Source organism: Conyzicola lurida (genome assembly GCF_014204935.1).
Taxonomy (GTDB): domain Bacteria; phylum Actinomycetota; class Actinomycetes; order Actinomycetales; family Microbacteriaceae; genus Conyzicola; species Conyzicola lurida.
On sequence record NZ_JACHMJ010000001.1, the window covers coordinates 858,082 to 874,120 of the forward strand.

Genomic DNA, 16,039 nt, shown 5'->3' on the forward strand with positions numbered 1-16,039 from the left:
GAGGACCTGCCATGGCCGAGGCCTATCGAGTTGTGATCGTCGAAGACGACGCTGACGTCGCGTTCTACACCAAGACGGTGTTGGAGAAGCGAGCGGGATGCGTGGCGGTTACCGTCGCCGACCCGTTCCTCGCGCGCGCCGTCATCGCGGAGTTCGGTCCCGACGTCGTCGTGACCGACATCGAGATGCCCGGCATGACCGGCCTCGAGCTCATCCAGCAGATCCGGGCGGACAAGCCCGAACTGCCCATCATCGTGATGACCGCGCACATCTCGGTCGACTACGCCGTCGGCGCGCTGCAGGCCCAGGCCGACGAGTTCCTGCTCAAGCCGATCGGCGCGTCCGACCTGGTTTCCGCGGTCACGCGCCTCGCGTCGGAGGGCCGCCTCACCGAGGCCACCGACCGTCCGCGCCGCCACATCCTCGCCATCGGCGCCTACCCCGACGACGTCGAGATCGGCGTCGGCGGAATCCTCGCGGCCCACCGTGCGGATGGCGACACCGTCACCATCCTGACCCTCGCCCGCACGCGCGACGACGACACGATCACCGATTCGCAGCATGAGTCGCTGGCTGCGGCAGAACTGCTCGGCGCGCGTCTGTTCCTCGAAGACCTGCAGGGCGGCGACATCCTCAACGGCGCAGCCGTCGAACTCATCGAGCGTGTCGTCCGCGAGGTCGGCCCGACCACCGTGTACACGCACAGCCCGAACGACAGCGACCCCGTGCACCGCGCAGTGTTCGAGGCGGCGACGGTCGCCGCGCACACCGTGCCCGGCTTCGCGTCATTCCAGAGCCCCTCGGCCACGATCGACTTCCGCCCGTCGAAGTTCGTCTCGATCGACGGACACACCGACACCAAGCTCGCACTACTGGCGAACTACGCGTCGCAGGCCGACCACCGCGACTACCTCGAAGCCGAATCGGTGCTCGCCAACGCGCGCTACTGGGCCCGCTACGGTGACGGCGCGACCGTCGAGCCGCTCGAGGTCGTCCGCGAACAGTCCGACGAATCCACCTCGGGCCTCACGGCATCCGACGCAGCGCGACCGTAGGCCATCATTACCATTCACGACATCGCAATGACCGACAGCATCCACGACTCGCGCGTGCGGGTGCTGATCGTGGACGACAGCGAAGACCAGCGTCACCTGCTCCGCCGTTATTTCGAGCGCGCGGGCTGCACCGTGGTCGTCGCCGCCACGGCGGAGGACGCGATTGTCGCCTACGGCGAGGACATCCCCGACCTCGCGGTCATCGACCTGATCCTTCCCGGCATGGACGGATGGGAACTGACCCTGCGACTGCGCACGGACAACCCCGACTGCGCCATCGCCATCACTTCCGTGCTCGACGAAGAGGATTATCCGACGGCGCAGGCGGCCCTGCCGAAGCCCGTCACGGGCGCGCAGATTCGTCAGGTGCTACGCGACTGGGTTCCCAAGTGGACCGAGTCGTAAGGGCCTATCGTTTCGTCCGCGATTCCATCCGCGTCGACCAACCTTCCCCGTTCCTCAAGCAGGCACCGATGGCGGTGGCCTTCTTCGCCGCCGTCGTGCTCGTGCTGGTTTCGCCGAACATCGACTTCACCGTCTGGCCGGCTGCGCTCCTCGGCATGTGGGGCATCATCATCGCCACGGCGATTTCAGCCCTCTTCAGCTACCAGCCGTCGCTCAGCCGGCTCGCGATCCTCGTGCCGGTGCTCGACCTGCTGGCCCTCAGCCTCTTCCGTGCCGGTACGGGCGGCGGCGCGTCCCCGTTCAGCTCGCTCATCATCATCCCCGTGGTCTGGATCGCGGCCGAACACGGGCGCCGCTACATCTTCATCGCCGCGCTCGGCACCGCCGTCGCCCTCAGCGACCTGTTCGGGTTCGGCGCCACGGCGACCCAGAACGACCTCCTGCGGTCGGTCTTCGCCCCGGTCATTTTCGCCATGGCCGCGGCGATCATCAACGAGCTCTCCCGCCAGGGTCGCGTGCAGGTCGAATCGATCCGCCGACTCGCCGAAGAACGCGAGCTCATGCTGCGTGGGGCCGAGGACTACACAAAGCGCCTGCGCGAGAACGAGGCGCAATTGCGGGCTGCCGACAAGCTGACCCGCAGTGTGCTCGACGCCGTCACCGAGCAGTCGGTCATCGGTACCGATGTCACCGGCCGTATCGACGTCTGGAACCCGGGCGCCGAGCGTATGCTCGGCCTCATCGCCGCCGAGACCCAGAACAAGCGCTTCATCTACGAGTTCCATCTCGACGAGGAGCTTGACGAGCGCTCGCGCGAGTTGAACTACCCGCCCGGAGAGACCGTGCTCACCCCCGGCTTCTCGGCGCTGGTCGAATCGGCGCGACTCGGCACTCCCGAGGTGCGCCAGTGGACCTATCGCCGCACCGACGGCCTGCAGCTCGCTGTCGAGGTCGCCGTCACCCGCCGCGTCAACGACGCGGGCGAGACGGCCGGCTACCTGTTCGTCGCCACCGACGTGACCCAGGCGCTCGAGGTCTCCCGCCTCAAGGACGAGTTCGTCGGACTCATCTCGCACGAACTCCGCACGCCGCTCAGCTCGATCCTCGGCTACCTCGAACTCATGCGCGACGACGCCGACGATCCGCTCTCCGACGAGCAGATGATGTACCTCGGCATCGCGGAGCGCAACGCGCACCGACTGCTCCGCCTCGTGGGCGACCTGCTCTTCACGGCCCAGGTCGGTGCGAACTCGTTCTCCATCGATGTGGCGAGGCTGGATGTCGCACCAATCGTGCGCGCATCGATCGAGTCGGCGACGCCGGTGGCGACGGCCCAGAACGTGAGTATCTCTGCGACCGTTCTCGACGGCGTCGCGGTCGTGATGGGCGACGTCACGCGCATCGGCCAGGCGGTCGACAACCTGCTGTCGAACGCCATCAAGTTCACGCCGCGCGGCGGCAGCGTGGCGATCACGCTGACGTGCGACGGTGACAACGTCATCATCCGCCTCACCGACACCGGAATGGGCATCCCCGCAGGCGAGCTCGACCAGCTTTTCTCGCGCTTCTTCCGGGCCTCGACAGCGACGCGGGCAGCAGTCCCGGGAGTCGGTCTCGGACTGACCATCACCAAGGCGATCGTCGACGCGCACGGGGGAGACCTCGACGTCGAGAGCGAGGTCGGCGTCGGGACCACGTTCATCGTGCGCCTGCCGAAGGCCGCCGACGAGGTAGCCGCCGCCTGACCCGGCACCCCACGGTCATCGGTCGTCCGTCGATCACCGTGCGTCCGTTTGTGCGACGCTCAGCGTCGTCGAGCGCGCGGAGGTTTGTAGCGCGTCGGCTGAGGTTTGTGGCGCGCGCGGACGCACGAACAGGCGCGCCCGCGACAACGCTCCGCGCTCCGCGCGACGCGCGACGCGCGACCCGTGATATGGCGTCAGTGGGCGAGCGCTGCCAGCCGGCCGACTGCATCCTCGAGCACCGATTCGCGCTTGCAGTACGCGAATCGCACGAGGGAGGCGTACTCGGGACGGTTGTCGTGCCGCACGAACGCGCTGATCGGTACCGCGACGACCCCGGCCAGCTCCGGCATCCGGCGGCAGAAGTCTTCGGCGTCGGCGAAGCCGAGGGGTGCGGCATCCGCCACCACGAAGTAGCCGCCCTGCGGCTGGGTGACGGTGAAACCGGCAGCGACGAGGCCGGCCGAGAGCACGTCGCGCTTGTGCTTGAGGCTCGCGGCGACTCCGGTGAAGAACGAGTCGGGCAGGCCGAGCCCCACGGCGATCGCGGGCTGGAAGGGTGCCCCGTTGACGAAGGTCAGGAACTGCTTGACCGCGAGGATCGAGACGACGAGCTCCGGGGGAGCGACGATCCAGCCGATCTTCCACCCGGTGGTGTTGAACGTCTTGCCGGCGCTCGAGATGGTGACGGTGCGTTCGCGGGCACCCGGCAGGGTCGCGACGGGCACGTGCGGCGCGTCGAACACGAGGTGCTCGTACACCTCGTCCGTGACGATGACAGCGTCGTGCTTCGTCGCGAGTTCGACGATGAGCTGCAGGGTCTCCCGCGGCAGCACGGTGCCGGTCGGGTTGTGCGGGTTGTTGATCAGGATGAGACGGGTACGGTCGGTGATCGCCGCACGTAGGTCGTCGTGGTCGGGCTGGAACGCGGGAGCCCGGAGCGCGACGGTGACGTGCTTCGCGCCGCCGAGGCCGACGATCGCGCCGTAGGAGTCGTAGAACGGTTCGAGAGTGACGACCTCGTCGCCCGGTTCGGTGAGGGCGAGGATCGTCGAGGCCAGCGCCTCGGTCGCGCCCGCGGTGACGAGCACCTCGCGGTCGGCGTCCACGTCGAGCCCGTAGAAGCGCTTCTGGTGGTCGGCGATCGCGTGGCGTAGCACGGGCATCCCGGTGCCGGGCGGGTACTGGTTGATGCCGTCGCTGATGGCCTGGCGGGCGGCCTCGAGCACCTCGACCGGGCCGTCCTCGTCTGGGAAACCCTGCCCGAGGTTGATCGCACCCGTGCGAATGGCGAGTGCGGACATTTCCGCGAAAATCGTGGGGCGCAGTTGCCCGTCGGCGCCGAGGAGCATGGCTCCGCGTGCGGCCTGCTGCCAAGAACCGGAGACTGTCATCGTGCCTAAAAGCCTATCGACTCGGGCGATGGCCGAACGCCGCGTGCGGGCTGTGGATAAGTTCCGAGGCTCCCTCGCCGACTGATCTACCGTGATGGGATGCGACCCCTCGTACGCGCAGCCGGACTAGCACTCGTCATCGGAGCTGCGCTGTCGTCGAGCGCGTGCGTGACTCAGACGGAGCCACAGCCTGAGCCGTCGCCCACCGAGTCTCCGCTGTTCGCCTCGGACGAGGAGGCGCTGGCGGCGGCGGAGGAAGCGTATCGCGCCTATCTGGACGTGGAGAACGTCATCTTTGCAGAGGGCGGTGTGCAACCAGAACGCATTGAGGAGGTGGCGGTTCGCGAGGCGCTTCAAGCGGCACGTGAAGGGTTCGAGTCTATGAAAGAAAAGGGTTATCGCGCGATCGGTGAAGCAGCCTTCGATTCAGTTGAGCTGCAGCAGTACGCGTCCAGCCAGGCCAGCGAACAAGATTTGGTTTTCGTGTACATGTGTTTGGACTTTACAAATCAAGACGTTCTCAACCTCGAGAACAAGTCAGTCGTTAACCCCGATCGGCAAGATCGACAACCGGCTGAAGTTGGCTTTGACCGATCGGCGGATGGATCCGGCCTGATCTTGTCTTCAAGAAATCCGTGGACGGGAGAAGAGGTGTGTTGAATACATCCATCCGAAAAGGGGCAATTCCGTTTTTCGTGTCCACGCTCGCTTCGCTTGCACTCGCACCGGTCGACCCGGCTTTATGTGATGCGCTTGAATTCACCCTTGGGGATTGTTCCCCTGCTATCAATGCGAACACGAATGGCGACGCTGTCGACATCACCGCCACCGACAACAACAACGGCGGCTCCGGAACCCGTGGCGATTCCGGCGGCGGCCGCACCTACGTGCCCGCCGGCCCGCGCGTCCTCACCTGGGAGCAGATCCAAGACCCGGCGGTCAACGCCACGATCGAAGAGACACAGATGTATCTCGTTTCCCACGGCTACGGATCCGTGCGTGACGACTTCATCACCGTGTCGGCCCCGCTGCCCGAGCTCACTCTCAGCGATATCGCGAGCTTCGCGCCGGGCGTCGGCTCGCAGCACATGGAACCGAGCGGCTGGATCGTCACCGGGCTGCCCACCAACTTCTACTCCGACTCGACGAACAGCACGGTGACCGGCACCCTGCTCGGCTACGCGGTGGCGGTGCGCTTCACGGCTGCGGCCTGGCGCTGGGACTACGGCGACGGATCGAGCACCACCTCCTCGACACCGGGCGCGAGCTGGGCGGCTCTTGGGCTGCAGGAGTTCGACGCGACCGCGACCAGCCACGTCTTCGCGACGCCGGGCGCGTTCACCATCACGCTCTCCGTCGGGTTCTCCGCCGAGTACCAGTTCGCCGGGCAGCCGTGGAAGGCGATCGCGGGAACGCTGTGGGCCGATGCGCCGCCGCTGACAGCAGTGTCGGGCGACGCGGACACGGTGCTCGTGGCGCGCGATTGCCTCGCGAATCCGGGCGGTCCAGGCTGCTGACCAAGGCTGCCGCGGGGGTGAAAAACGGTTATTCTCACAGCAGAGGTTTGCTCCCAGCGCTCGCATAGACAACGTTCAGCTTCGCGCGCAATGCTTACTTCGCTGGAAGGAGCACCTCATGACCGACACCCCCGAGATTCCCGCAACACCCGTCAACGCAACACCCCCCGTACCCCCGCAGCCGCCCGTACCCCGCGCGCTTGCCGAGGCTCCTGCTGCACCCAGCGCTACGACGCTCGCGTACACCCAGCCTCTGAACGACGCACCTCCCGCGCCGCCGACGTCGCCGCCCGCCGCGCCCAAGAACTCCGGCGAATCGTTCCGCCGCACCCGCCCCGTCGTGCTCGTGGCGGCCATCGCCGTCGCAGCCCTCGTCGGCGGCGTCTCCGGCGCGGGCGTCACGCTCCTCGCCTCGAACAACAACTCCGGCTCGACGGTCACGGCGATCACCACGCCCGCCAACGTCACGGTCAACAACCCCGAGAACGCGACCACGGTCACCGGTGTGGCAGCGAAGGCTTCCGCGTCCGTCGTGACGATCTCCGCGACATCCAGCGACTCTGGCGGCACCGGTTCCGGCGTCGTCTTGAGCAAGGACGGCTACGTCCTGACCAACACGCACGTCGTGACCCTCGACGGTGCGACCGGCGACGCGACCATCTCCGTGCAGACCAACGACGGACGCCTCTTCACCGCGACCGTCGTCGGCACCGACCCGATCTCCGACCTCGCGGTCATCAAGCTCGACGGCGCGACCGACCTCCAGCCGGCTACGTTCGCCGACTCGAGCGAGCTCAACGTCGGCGACGGCGCGATCGCTATAGGCGCCCCGCTCGGCCTCTCCGGCACTGTCACCGACGGCATCGTGAGCGCGATCAACCGCAGCATCACGATTGCGTCCTCCGCGGCCCCGACCGAGACCCAGTCGGAAGACGACTCGACCACCCCCGGCGAATCCAGCCCGTTCGACTTCTACATTCCGGACGAGGAGAACCCGACCGCGCCGACCACGAGCTCGTCGACGATCTCCCTCGCCGTTATCCAGACGGATGCCGCGATCAACCCGGGTAACTCAGGTGGTGCGCTGCTCAACACCGACGGCGAGATCATCGGCATCAACGTCGCGATCGCCAGCGCGGGCGGCACCAGCGCCGCGTCGCAGTCGGGCAGCATCGGCGTCGGCTTCGCCATCCCGTCGAACCTGGCCGAGCGCGTCTCCAAGGAGATCATCGCCAACGGTTCCGCCACCCACGGCCTCCTCGGCGCCTCGATCGTCGACGTGACCGAGGACGACACCCAGACCGACAGCGCGACCGTCGGAGCGAGCATCCGTGAAATCTCGGCCGGTGGAGCCGCCGAAGCAGCCGGTCTGAAGGTCGGCGACATCGTCACCGGCATCGACGGCCTGCCCATCACCGGCAAGACGGACCTCACCGCCCAGGTGCGTGCCCTCGCCGGCGGCGCCAAGACGACCATCACCTACGTCCGCGACGGCAAGTCCGCGAACACCGATGTCACTCTGGGCACCCTGAGCTAGGCACGGCAGATCGCCACGAAAGGCACGGAGCGCATCGTCGCCCCGTGCCTTTCGGCGTTCCGCGACGTCGGCGTCTCAGGTGGCTCTGCCCCGGCTGATAGGCTCAACCGACCCACCCCAGCACGAGTATTGGATCACATGGCCGACACGGCAGACGCGATTTCCGGAGTGTCCTACGTGATGCCGGTTCTCAACGAGGCTCTCTACATCGAGAACGCCATTGAGACGGTTTTCAGTCAGGACTTCGGCGGCGAGAAGGAGCTCATCCTCGCTCTCGGCCCGTCGACGGATGGCACCGACGCGATCGTCGAGCGACTGGTCGCGGCCGACCCGCGCATCCGCACCGTGCACAACCCCGAGACCGACATCCCGGTGGGCCTCAACCTCGCCATCCGCGCCAGCTCGTACCCGATCATCGTGCGGGTCGACGCCCACTCCGAGCTCGAACCGGGATACACCCGCCGCGCGATCGAGACGCTCGCCCGCACCCAGGCCGCCAACGTCGGCGGCGTGATGCACGCGCGCGGCAAGACCCCGTTCCAGAGCGCCGCCGCCCGCGGCTACAACAGCCGCTTCGGCCTCGGCGGTGCCCGCTACCACTCCAGCGGCAGCGAGGGTCCGGCCGAGTCCGCCTACCTCGGCGTCTTCCGCCGCGAGGTGCTCGACGAGGTCGACTACTTCGACGAGACGCTGCGCCGCGGCGAGGACTGGGAACTCAACCTGCGCATCCGCGGGGCGGGACACACGGTCTGGTTCGATCCCGCGCTCAAGGTGACCTACTGGCCGCGCGAGAGCTGGTCCAAGCTCGCGCGCCAGTTCTGTGCGACCGGCATCTGGCGCGGCGAGCTCGTGCGCCGCTACAAGGGCCGCAACCCGTGGCGCTTCTTCGTGCCGCCGGTGCTCGTGCTGACCGTGCTCGCCACCCTCGTGGTGCTCGTTCTGCAGCTGACCGGTGTGCTCGACGGCTGGCTCAGCCTGGCGGCATCCCTTATCTACCTCGGCCCGCTCGCCTACATTCTGCTCGTCGCCTGGCTCGCCTTCGTCGCCGACCGGGGAGCCAGCCTGCTCGACCGCTGGTTCTTCCTCGTCGTGCTGCCGACGATGCACCTCAGCTGGGGCGTCGGCTTCATCCTCGGCCTCGTGCGCGGCGCGCGCGACTCCGTCGACACCTCGCGCACCGAGATCTAGCTAGCACCGAGATCTAGCTAGCACCGCGATCGGGCTAGTACCGGGATCTCGCTAGCCGACCGCCCCGCGCTTCAGCAGCCGGGCCACGACGCGCGCGGCCGAGCCGCCGTCGTCGCGCGGGTTGAACCGTTCGCGCCACGCGGCGTACTTCTCCGCATAGAGGCCGGATGACGCGTCCCGGTCCCGCACGAGACCGACGAGTTCCGCGGCGTCCTGCACCACCGGTCCCGGAGCGGCCGCGTCGAGGTCGAAGTAGAACCCGCGCAGCTGCTCGCGGTAGTGGTCGAGGTCGGGGGCGAAGAAGAACATCGGCTTGCCGGTGACGCTGAAGTCGAACATGACCGACGAGTAGTCGGTGATGAGCGCGTCGGCGACGAGGAACAGCTCGGTGACGTCGGGGTAGCCGGTGACGTCGAGGATGTTGCTCGCGCGCACGTCGCGCCCGGGGAGCAGCGTGCGGGAGTGGCCGCGGATCAGGGTGACGTAGCCCGGTCCGAGTGCGTCGGTGAACGCCGCGACATCCAAGTGGTCGATGTGTTCGGGCCGGTCGTCCCGCCAGGTCGGCGCGTACAGCAGCACGGTGACGTTACGGGGGAGCCCGAGGCGCTCGCGCACGGCGTCGGGGTCGGGGGAGACCAGGGCATCGTCGCGCGGATAGCCCTCCTGCCAGATCGGGCCGAGGAACGCGTAGGCGGAGCGGAAGACCGCCGTGCTGTGCGCGTTCTGCGACAGCATGATGCTCCAGCGGCCGCGTTCGCGGATGGTGGCGAGCGCGGTGCGCAGGCCGACGCCCGGGCGGCCGAGCGCGATCTTCTTGAGCGGGGTGCCGTGCCAGGTCTGCAGCACGGTCTGGAACCGGCGCCTGGCGAACCGGTTGCGCAGCCAGTCGTTGACGACGAGCAGACGCGCCGACCCCCGGATGCGCCACCACTCGGCGCTGCCCTCGATCAGCGCGACGGACCCCTCGGGGACCTCGACCGAGGCGTCGACGACGCTCCAGTAGCGGGCGATGTCGGGGCGCGTCGCCGCGAACTCGCGGTCGAGCGCGAGCGGGTTGCAGGTCGCGCTCTGGCCGTAGAAGCTCTCGAAGAAGACGGCGTCGAGCGGGGCGCGCTTGGCCGAGCGGTAGTCGTTCTCGAGGGCGGCCTGGTTCTCCCGGCCGCGTTCCGCGTCGGTGAGCGGCGGCACGAGCTCGAGGCGGAGGACGCCGTCCACGACGGCCGCGGTGGCGCGGAGCCAGCCGGGCACGAGGATGTCGTCAGAGGTCTGCTCCGCGGCGTGGAGGGGCGCGGCCGACCCGTCGTCGGCGAGCTGCACCGCGGTGTAGCTGCCCGAGGGCGCGGGCAGCAGGGCTCCGCGCCAGCGCGACACGAGCAGCGGGAACTCGGCCCGCCAACCGTCCCCGTCGACGATGACGGTACCCGGCAGGTCCTGGCGCGGACCGCGCAGCACGAGTGCGCCCGGGCGGCCGGTGCCGGACAGCGTGAGCGTCGGGCGTTCGCCGGGCACGAAGCGGGCGGACTCGACCGCCACGTCACGCGCAACCGGGCCGGCGGGAGGTGTCGCGCTCATTCGTGCTCTTTCAGCCGGGTGATGATCTGGGAATACACTCTGACAGTATTCTCGCCGTCCCGGAACGCGTGGTGCGCCGTGGCGAGCGCGTCGGAGTGGCGCTCGAGCCGAGCCCGGGCATCCGGCTCGTCGACGGTCGCGACCAGATCGAGCACCGCGCCCCAGTCGCGCACCTCGGCGCCGCCGCTGAACGTGTCGTAGGGCACGTAGAGCCCGCGGCTCGCCTCGTACGTCTCGACGTCGGGGCTGAGGAACAGGATCGGACGGCCGGTGAGCGCGAAGTCGAACGCGATGGACGAGTAGTCGGTGATCAGCACGTCGACGGCGGGAAGCACGGGGGTGACGTCGGTGCGCTGCTGCGCGCCGAGCAGGCGGATGCGCGGGCTGAGCGCGAAACCGTCCGCATAGTCGCCGACCCCGTGCGGGTGCGGCCGCACGACGAGCAGGGAGTCGGTGCGCTCGAGCACGCCGACGATGCGCCGCCACTCGTCGGCCGTCGGGATGCCGGGATCGATTTCGCCGTCGCGCCAGGTCGGGGCATAGAGCAGCACCCGCTGCCCGGTCGGCTCGAGCCCGAGGGAACCGAACAGCAGGGCGCGCGCTGTCGCGGTGCGTTCGGACTCGGTCCCGGCCACCATCACGTCGTCGCGCGGGTCGCCGGTGACGACCACGCGGTCGGCGGGCAGGGCGAAGGCGCTGCGCAGACGTGAGGCCGAGACGGCGGATGCCGCGGGCATCAGGTCGATCGCCCGGGCGCCGCCGCGGTACATGAACCGCATCAAGCGGCGCACGAGCGCGGAGTCCGGGAGCAACCGCGTACGCACCGTCGCGGGGGAGTCGAGGTTGATCAGCTTCAACGGGATGCCGTGCCAGAGCTGCACGACGAACGCGCCACGGATTCCGTACCGGTTCGCGTCGCCGAACCCGTGCGTCACCACCACCACGCGGGCGCGCAGGGTCGCCAGAAGTCCCTGCCGCGACGACTTCAGCACAGCGGGGATGCCGAGCGCCTCGGCGGCGTCGAGATCGCGCTCGTCGCGCGCGAGCCAGAGCAGGCTGAGCGACGGATCGGACGCGCGAACGACACGGTAGAGCGCGAGAGCCCCCTCGCCGATTCCCGGGCCGGAGCCGAACACCCAGAGGTCGCGACGGCGGGGAATGACACCGCTCGCCAGCGCGCCGAGAGCGTAGCCGGGGAGGGCGAGGATCTTCTTCGCGTTCCCCGCGGCGAAGGTGAATCCCGGCGCGGTCTGAGGCACGCCCTAGAGTAACAGCCGCCGGCTGGGCCGGTATCAGGTGGGTAACGGTGCGCCCCGCGTGCGGCACCCGTGCAGGGGGTACTGATTTAATCGGGGCGTGCCACTCCTCAAAGACGTCAGAGCCGCTCGACGAGTGCTCCTCAACATCATCCGTTCCCGCAGTTCCCGGGCCGAGCTCGCCCGACGCCTGCCGACGGTGCCGAAGCCCGAGAACGGCTCGGTGCAGGTCGTCGTCTACTTCGCCGACTCCCGCGTCAACATGTACCAGATCCGCCAGTGGTACGCGCCCCTCGCCGAGCTGGCGAAGACCCGGCAGGTGGCGATCATCGCGCGCTCTCCCGGCACGATGCTGACGCTGCTCGACGAATCGCCGGTCGCCGCCGTGTATCTGCGTCAGGTGGCAGACCTCGAGCGCTTCATCCACTCGCAGGACATCAAGATCGTCTTCTACGTCAACCAGAACGCCAAGAACTTCCAGATGTTCCGGTACGGCCGCATGTGGCACGTTTTCATCAATCATGGTGAGAGCGACAAGATGTACATGACGACGAACCAGTTCAAGGCGTACGACTACGCACTCGTCGCGGGGGATGCCGCGAAGGAACGTCTCGCGCGCAAGCTCTGGGACTTCGATGTCGAGCGCCGCGCCATCCCGATCGGACGCCCGCAAGCCGACCACTTCGCCGGCGCGCAGCCGTACCCGGCCGACGGCCGCACCGTCGTGCTCTACGCCCCCACCTGGGAGGGCGACCGCCCCTCCGCCGCCTACGGATCGATCGCCACGCACGGTGTCGCGCTCGTCGGCGCGCTGCTCGCCAGCCCGCAGCACCGCGTGGTCTACCGTCCCCACCCGCGCAGCGGCGTCATCGACCACGCGTACGGCGCGGCCAACCGGTCGATCATCGCCGCCATCGCCGCGGCCAACGCCGCCGACCCGGCCGCGCACCACGTGTTCGACGACGGCAACGAGCTCGGCTGGCAGCTGGCGGGGGCGGATGTCGCCATCACCGACGTTTCGGCCATGGTCTACGACCGGCTCGCCACCGGGAAACCGCTGATCGTTGCACGGCCCGTCTCGCCCGCCGCCGACGTGGACGAGTCGGGGTACCTCGGCGCCGCCGAGTGGCTCACCAGCGAGGCCGCCGGCGACATCGTCGCCATCGCCGACCGCGTTCAGCACAGCGCGGAGGCGCAGGAGAACCTGCACTTCTGGGTCGAACGCCACTTCGGCGACACCGGCCCGGGCGCCGCGACCGCGCGCTTCCACGCCGCCGTCGAGCAGCTCGTCGAGCGGTGGGACGAACACGCCGCGCTGCACGAGGGCGACGCCGACTCGAGCGAGGACCCGTTCGACGACGACGTGGACGAAGACGCCATCGGCGAGGACTGACGCCCGGCGTCGCATCAGAAGCTCACCCGCCAGAGGTACTCGTCGCCGTTCGGGCGGAACCAGCGCACGATGACGACCGAGTCGCGAGCGAGGTTCTCGCCGCGCGGCGCGAAGGCCAGAGCCGTGCCCGGTGCGAGTCGCCGTCGGCTCAGCGGCAGCAAGAAGCCGGAGCCGAGCAGACTGAGCCGGATTCTCTCCAGCGTCTCGTCGCTGTGGTTGACGAGGTAGTAGTGGTCGGGCGCGCGTGAGCGGTCGACGGCGAATGGAACGCGGTAGGCGAGTGGATGCATGCCCGCACGGTAGGCGGAGCCAACGACGCGGAACGGCCTCGTGTGCAAGCCCAAAACGCCGATTCGTCTGGGGAGGAGAGGCGGCGTAACGTCGGCCCCATGCCTCGACTACGCAGGAGCCAGCTCACCTCTCCCGGCTACGGCCGGATCCGCAAGGGAAAGGGCTTCTCGTTCCGGGACGCCGACGGCGACAAGCTCGACGACGACACCGTGCGCGCCCGCATCGACGCTCTGGCGATTCCGCCGGCGTGGACCGACGTCTGGATCGCACCCCACCCCAACAGCCACATCCAGGCCACCGGCGTCGACGAGGCCGGCCGGCGCCAGTACATCTACCACCCGTTCTGGCGGGAGAAAAAGGACAAGGCGAAGTTCGAGCGCGCCCTCGAGCTCTCCGGGTCGTTGCCCGCCGCCCGTCGACGCGTGACGACCGATCTGCGCGGCGACGGCCTGACGCGCACCCGCGTGCTCGCCGGCGCCTTCCGCATGCTCGACACCGGCGCGCTGCGCATCGGCTCCGAGCGCTACGCGCAGACCAACGGAAGCCACGGCCTGTCCACCCTGCTCTGCGCCCACGCGAAGGTGAGCGGCTCCACGATCACGCTCAAGTTCCCGGGCAAGAGCGGTCAGGAATGGAGTTCCGAGATCACGGACGTCGACCTCGCGGCCCTCCTCTCCGCACTCAAGCGCCGCGGCCCCACCGCGCGCCTGCTGGCCTACCGCGACGGCGACGACTGGCACCCGCTCGGCGCGGAGGAGATCAACGACTACCTGCGCGAGCGCACCGGGGGAGACTTCTCCGCCAAGGACTTCCGCACTCTCCGCGGCACGGTCGCCGCGGCCCTCAGCCTCGCGAAGAGCGGCAAGGCGCGCACGCGCACCAAGCGCACCCGCGCCGTCGCCCAGGCGATGCGCGACGCGGCGTCCGTGCTCGGCAACACCGCATCGATCGCGAAGAAGAGCTACGTCGACCCCCGGGTCGTCGACAAGTACCGCCGCGGCCAGATGATCGACGCCGCACGGCCCGATTCGGCCGAGGCGCAGGTGCGCGACCTGCTCGGAGCGTAGGGGCTACTCCGCCGGGTCGACGCGGAAGTCGCGCTGCGCCTTCTCGAGTGCCTTCTGCGCGCGCGAGGGCTTCGGCGTCTTCGCGCCGCGCAGTGCCTTCGGCGGGCGTTCCGCGCGCGGGAGCTTGGGCGCTTTCGGGGCCTTGACCCGGAGCGCGAGCGCGGGCGGGAATTCCGCGGGAGCGGCCCGGAACGCCTCGCGCGAGCTGCGGATGATCTGGCGGCCGAGCAGGTTGTTCCCGGCCCCGCCGACGACGGCGCCGATGCCGAACGGGATGGCGCGTCCGACGGCGTTCGTGCCCTGCGTGACGGCGAACCGCTTGATGAAGGTCTTCTTGAGGCGGTCGGCGATCTGGCCCATGGCCGCCTGCGGGAGGTTCTTGGTCACGAGCTCGCCCCAGAAGCGTCCGCGCTCGGGACCGGTGCCGGATACCTGGCCGGCGAGCTGCTTGACGAGGTCGCTGCCGGCGGAGCCGAGGATCAGCGTCATGACGAGCGTGCGGGCCCGGTCGGGGTCGTCGACCGCTATGCCGTGCACCTCGGTGACCGACTGCGCGAACAGCGCGCTCGCCTCGAGGAAACCGCCCGTCTCGACCGTCGACAGGGCGAGCGACGCGCCCACCCCGACCGCGGGGATGACGGCGCTGGCACCGACGAGCGCGCCGCCGGTGGTCACCGCCGCGAGGTAGCGCTTCTCGAGCACGCGGATGACCTCTTCGGGCGAGGCTTCGGGATGCCGCGACCGGATGCTGTGCAGGTGGGCGAGTACGACGGGCCGCTGCACGGTGAGCACCCGGTCGATTCCCGTCACGACGAACCTGTTGGACTGGGGAATCTGGGGACTGGTCACTTCACTCCGTAGTCGGCGTTGTAGCGTTCGAGGACCTCGGCGATGGGAGCGTCGAGGACGAGGCGGCCCTTGTCGAGGTAGAGCCCGCGCGTGCAGAAGCGGCGCAGGTCTTTCTCGCTGTGGGAGACGATGAAGAGGGTGCGGCCGCCGGCGAGCAGCTCGTCGATGCGGCGGTAGCACTTCTCTTTGAACGCGCGGTCGCCGACCGCGAGCACCTCGTCGACGAGGATGATCGGTTCCTCGAGCCGGGAGACGACGGAGAAGGCGATGCGCACCTTCATGCCGCTGGACAGATGCTTGTACGGGGTGTCGAGGAAGTCGCCGATCTCGGCGAACTCGATGATCTCGTCGAACTGCGCGGCGATGTCGGCCTTCTTCATGCCGTGCAGACCGGCCGTGAGGTAGACGTTCTCGCGCACCGAGAGATCGTTGACGAACCCGCCGGTGATCTCGATGAGGGGCGCGACGCCGCCGTGCACGCCCACCGACCCTTCGTCGGGCAGGACGACCTCGGCGACGAGCTTCAGCAGCGTCGACTTGCCCTGGCCGTTGCGGCCGACGACACCGATGGCCTCGCCGGGGAGAACGTCGAAGGTCACGTTCCTCAGCGCCCAGAACTCTCCGGGACGCGTCTTGCGCGCGCGGGCGCTGAACAGGTCCTTGAAGTTGCGGCGGGAGCGACGGTTGCGACGGTAGCGGATACCGGCATCCTTCACGGAGATCACGGCGGACCCGCTGTCGACGGCCGTCGTCTCCACTGCTTCACTCTGCGA

Annotated in this window: 15 protein-coding genes; 9 read left to right on the forward strand and 6 right to left on the reverse strand. The window is 68.8% G+C overall.

All coding sequences use genetic code 11. From position 1 onward, the window contains the following. Positions 1–11 precede the first annotated feature (11 nt). The 3 genes from HD599_RS04140 (at position 12) to HD599_RS04150 (ending at position 3,205) form a co-directional block, all read left to right on the forward strand. A complete protein-coding gene (locus tag HD599_RS04140) occupies positions 12–1,055 on the forward strand; it encodes a response regulator (protein ID WP_184233890.1) in 1,044 nt (347 codons plus the stop codon). A gap of 27 nt (positions 1,056–1,082) precedes the next feature. After that, a complete protein-coding gene (locus tag HD599_RS04145; RefSeq protein WP_184233892.1) occupies positions 1,083–1,460 on the forward strand; it encodes a response regulator in 378 nt (125 codons plus the stop codon). Positions 1,461–1,528: 68 nt separating this feature from the next. Then, positions 1,529–3,205 (forward strand): sensor histidine kinase, encoded by a 1,677-nt coding sequence (locus tag HD599_RS04150; RefSeq protein ID WP_184233894.1) that lies wholly within the window; start codon positions 1,529–1,531, stop codon positions 3,203–3,205. 194 nt (positions 3,206–3,399) lie between these two features. On the opposite strand, the gene HD599_RS04155 is transcribed toward HD599_RS04150, so the two are convergent. Further along, positions 3,400–4,596 carry a pyridoxal phosphate-dependent aminotransferase gene (locus HD599_RS04155; RefSeq protein WP_184233896.1) on the reverse strand — a complete coding sequence of 399 codons (1,197 nt, stop codon included), beginning with the start codon at positions 4,594–4,596 and terminating at the stop codon, positions 3,400–3,402. A 168-nt stretch (positions 4,597–4,764) separates the two neighbouring features. Between HD599_RS04155 and HD599_RS04160 the strand changes: the two genes are divergently transcribed. From HD599_RS04160 to HD599_RS04175, 4 genes are all read left to right on the forward strand, one after another. Next, positions 4,765–5,256 carry a hypothetical protein gene (locus tag HD599_RS04160; RefSeq protein WP_184233898.1) on the forward strand — a complete coding sequence of 164 codons (492 nt, stop codon included), beginning with the start codon at positions 4,765–4,767 and terminating at the stop codon, positions 5,254–5,256. Positions 5,257–5,291: 35 nt separating this feature from the next. Next, positions 5,292–6,113, forward strand: a complete 822-nt coding sequence (locus HD599_RS04165; RefSeq protein WP_184233900.1) for a PKD domain-containing protein — start codon at positions 5,292–5,294, stop codon at positions 6,111–6,113. Positions 6,114–6,231: 118 nt separating this feature from the next. Further along, complete coding sequence (locus tag HD599_RS04170) at positions 6,232–7,650, forward strand: S1C family serine protease (protein WP_184233902.1); 1,419 nt, start codon at positions 6,232–6,234, stop codon at positions 7,648–7,650. 138 nt (positions 7,651–7,788) lie between these two features. After that, positions 7,789–8,838 (forward strand): glycosyltransferase family 2 protein, encoded by a 1,050-nt coding sequence (locus HD599_RS04175; protein WP_184233904.1) that lies wholly within the window; start codon positions 7,789–7,791, stop codon positions 8,836–8,838. Between the two features lie 51 nt (positions 8,839–8,889). On the opposite strand, the gene HD599_RS04180 is transcribed toward HD599_RS04175, so the two are convergent. Further along, positions 8,890–10,410 (reverse strand): CDP-glycerol glycerophosphotransferase family protein, encoded by a 1,521-nt coding sequence (locus HD599_RS04180; RefSeq protein ID WP_184233906.1) that lies wholly within the window; start codon positions 10,408–10,410, stop codon positions 8,890–8,892. Then, on the reverse strand, positions 10,407–11,669 hold the full coding sequence (locus tag HD599_RS04185; RefSeq protein ID WP_184233908.1) for a CDP-glycerol glycerophosphotransferase family protein: 1,263 nt from the start codon (positions 11,667–11,669) through the stop codon (positions 10,407–10,409). The genes HD599_RS04180 and HD599_RS04185 overlap by 4 nt, the downstream gene beginning before the upstream one ends. A gap of 97 nt (positions 11,670–11,766) precedes the next feature. Between HD599_RS04185 and HD599_RS04190 the strand changes: the two genes are divergently transcribed. Beyond that, positions 11,767–13,059: a CDP-glycerol glycerophosphotransferase family protein gene (locus HD599_RS04190; RefSeq protein WP_184233910.1), complete on the forward strand. Its 1,293-nt coding sequence runs from the start codon at positions 11,767–11,769 to the stop codon at positions 13,057–13,059. 14 nt (positions 13,060–13,073) lie between these two features. Here HD599_RS04190 and HD599_RS04195 read toward each other — a convergent pair whose 3' ends face one another. Beyond that, complete coding sequence (locus HD599_RS04195; RefSeq protein ID WP_184233912.1) at positions 13,074–13,349, reverse strand: hypothetical protein; 276 nt, start codon at positions 13,347–13,349, stop codon at positions 13,074–13,076. Positions 13,350–13,448: 99 nt separating this feature from the next. Between HD599_RS04195 and HD599_RS04200 the strand changes: the two genes are divergently transcribed. Beyond that, positions 13,449–14,417: a DNA topoisomerase IB gene (locus HD599_RS04200; protein ID WP_184233914.1), complete on the forward strand. Its 969-nt coding sequence runs from the start codon at positions 13,449–13,451 to the stop codon at positions 14,415–14,417. Between the two features lie 3 nt (positions 14,418–14,420). On the opposite strand, the gene HD599_RS04205 is transcribed toward HD599_RS04200, so the two are convergent. Both HD599_RS04205 and HD599_RS04210 read right to left on the reverse strand, forming a co-directional pair. Then, a complete protein-coding gene (locus HD599_RS04205) occupies positions 14,421–15,266 on the reverse strand; it encodes a hypothetical protein (RefSeq protein WP_343061873.1) in 846 nt (281 codons plus the stop codon). After that, positions 15,263–16,024, reverse strand: coding sequence for an ATP-binding cassette domain-containing protein (locus tag HD599_RS04210; protein WP_184233915.1), 762 nt, complete (start codon positions 16,022–16,024; stop codon positions 15,263–15,265). Before HD599_RS04210 ends, HD599_RS04205 begins: the two co-directional genes overlap by 4 nt. Positions 16,025–16,039: the final 15 nt, after the last annotated feature.

Coding starts and splice junctions, on each gene's coding strand:
- HD599_RS04175 (WP_184233904.1), top strand. CDS start 7,789: ATGGCCGACACGGCAGACGCGATTTCCGGAGTGTCCTACGTGATGCCG.
- HD599_RS04145 (WP_184233892.1), top strand. CDS start 1,083: ATGACCGACAGCATCCACGACTCGCGCGTGCGGGTGCTGATCGTGGAC.
- HD599_RS04180 (WP_184233906.1), bottom strand. CDS start 10,410: ATGAGCGCGACACCTCCCGCCGGCCCGGTTGCGCGTGACGTGGCGGTC.
- HD599_RS04170 (WP_184233902.1), top strand. CDS start 6,232: ATGACCGACACCCCCGAGATTCCCGCAACACCCGTCAACGCAACACCC.
- HD599_RS04140 (WP_184233890.1), top strand. CDS start 12: ATGGCCGAGGCCTATCGAGTTGTGATCGTCGAAGACGACGCTGACGTC.
- HD599_RS04200 (WP_184233914.1), top strand. CDS start 13,449: ATGCCTCGACTACGCAGGAGCCAGCTCACCTCTCCCGGCTACGGCCGG.
- HD599_RS04150 (WP_184233894.1), top strand. CDS start 1,529: ATGGCGGTGGCCTTCTTCGCCGCCGTCGTGCTCGTGCTGGTTTCGCCG.
- HD599_RS04195 (WP_184233912.1), bottom strand. CDS start 13,349: ATGCATCCACTCGCCTACCGCGTTCCATTCGCCGTCGACCGCTCACGC.
- HD599_RS04155 (WP_184233896.1), bottom strand. CDS start 4,596: ATGACAGTCTCCGGTTCTTGGCAGCAGGCCGCACGCGGAGCCATGCTC.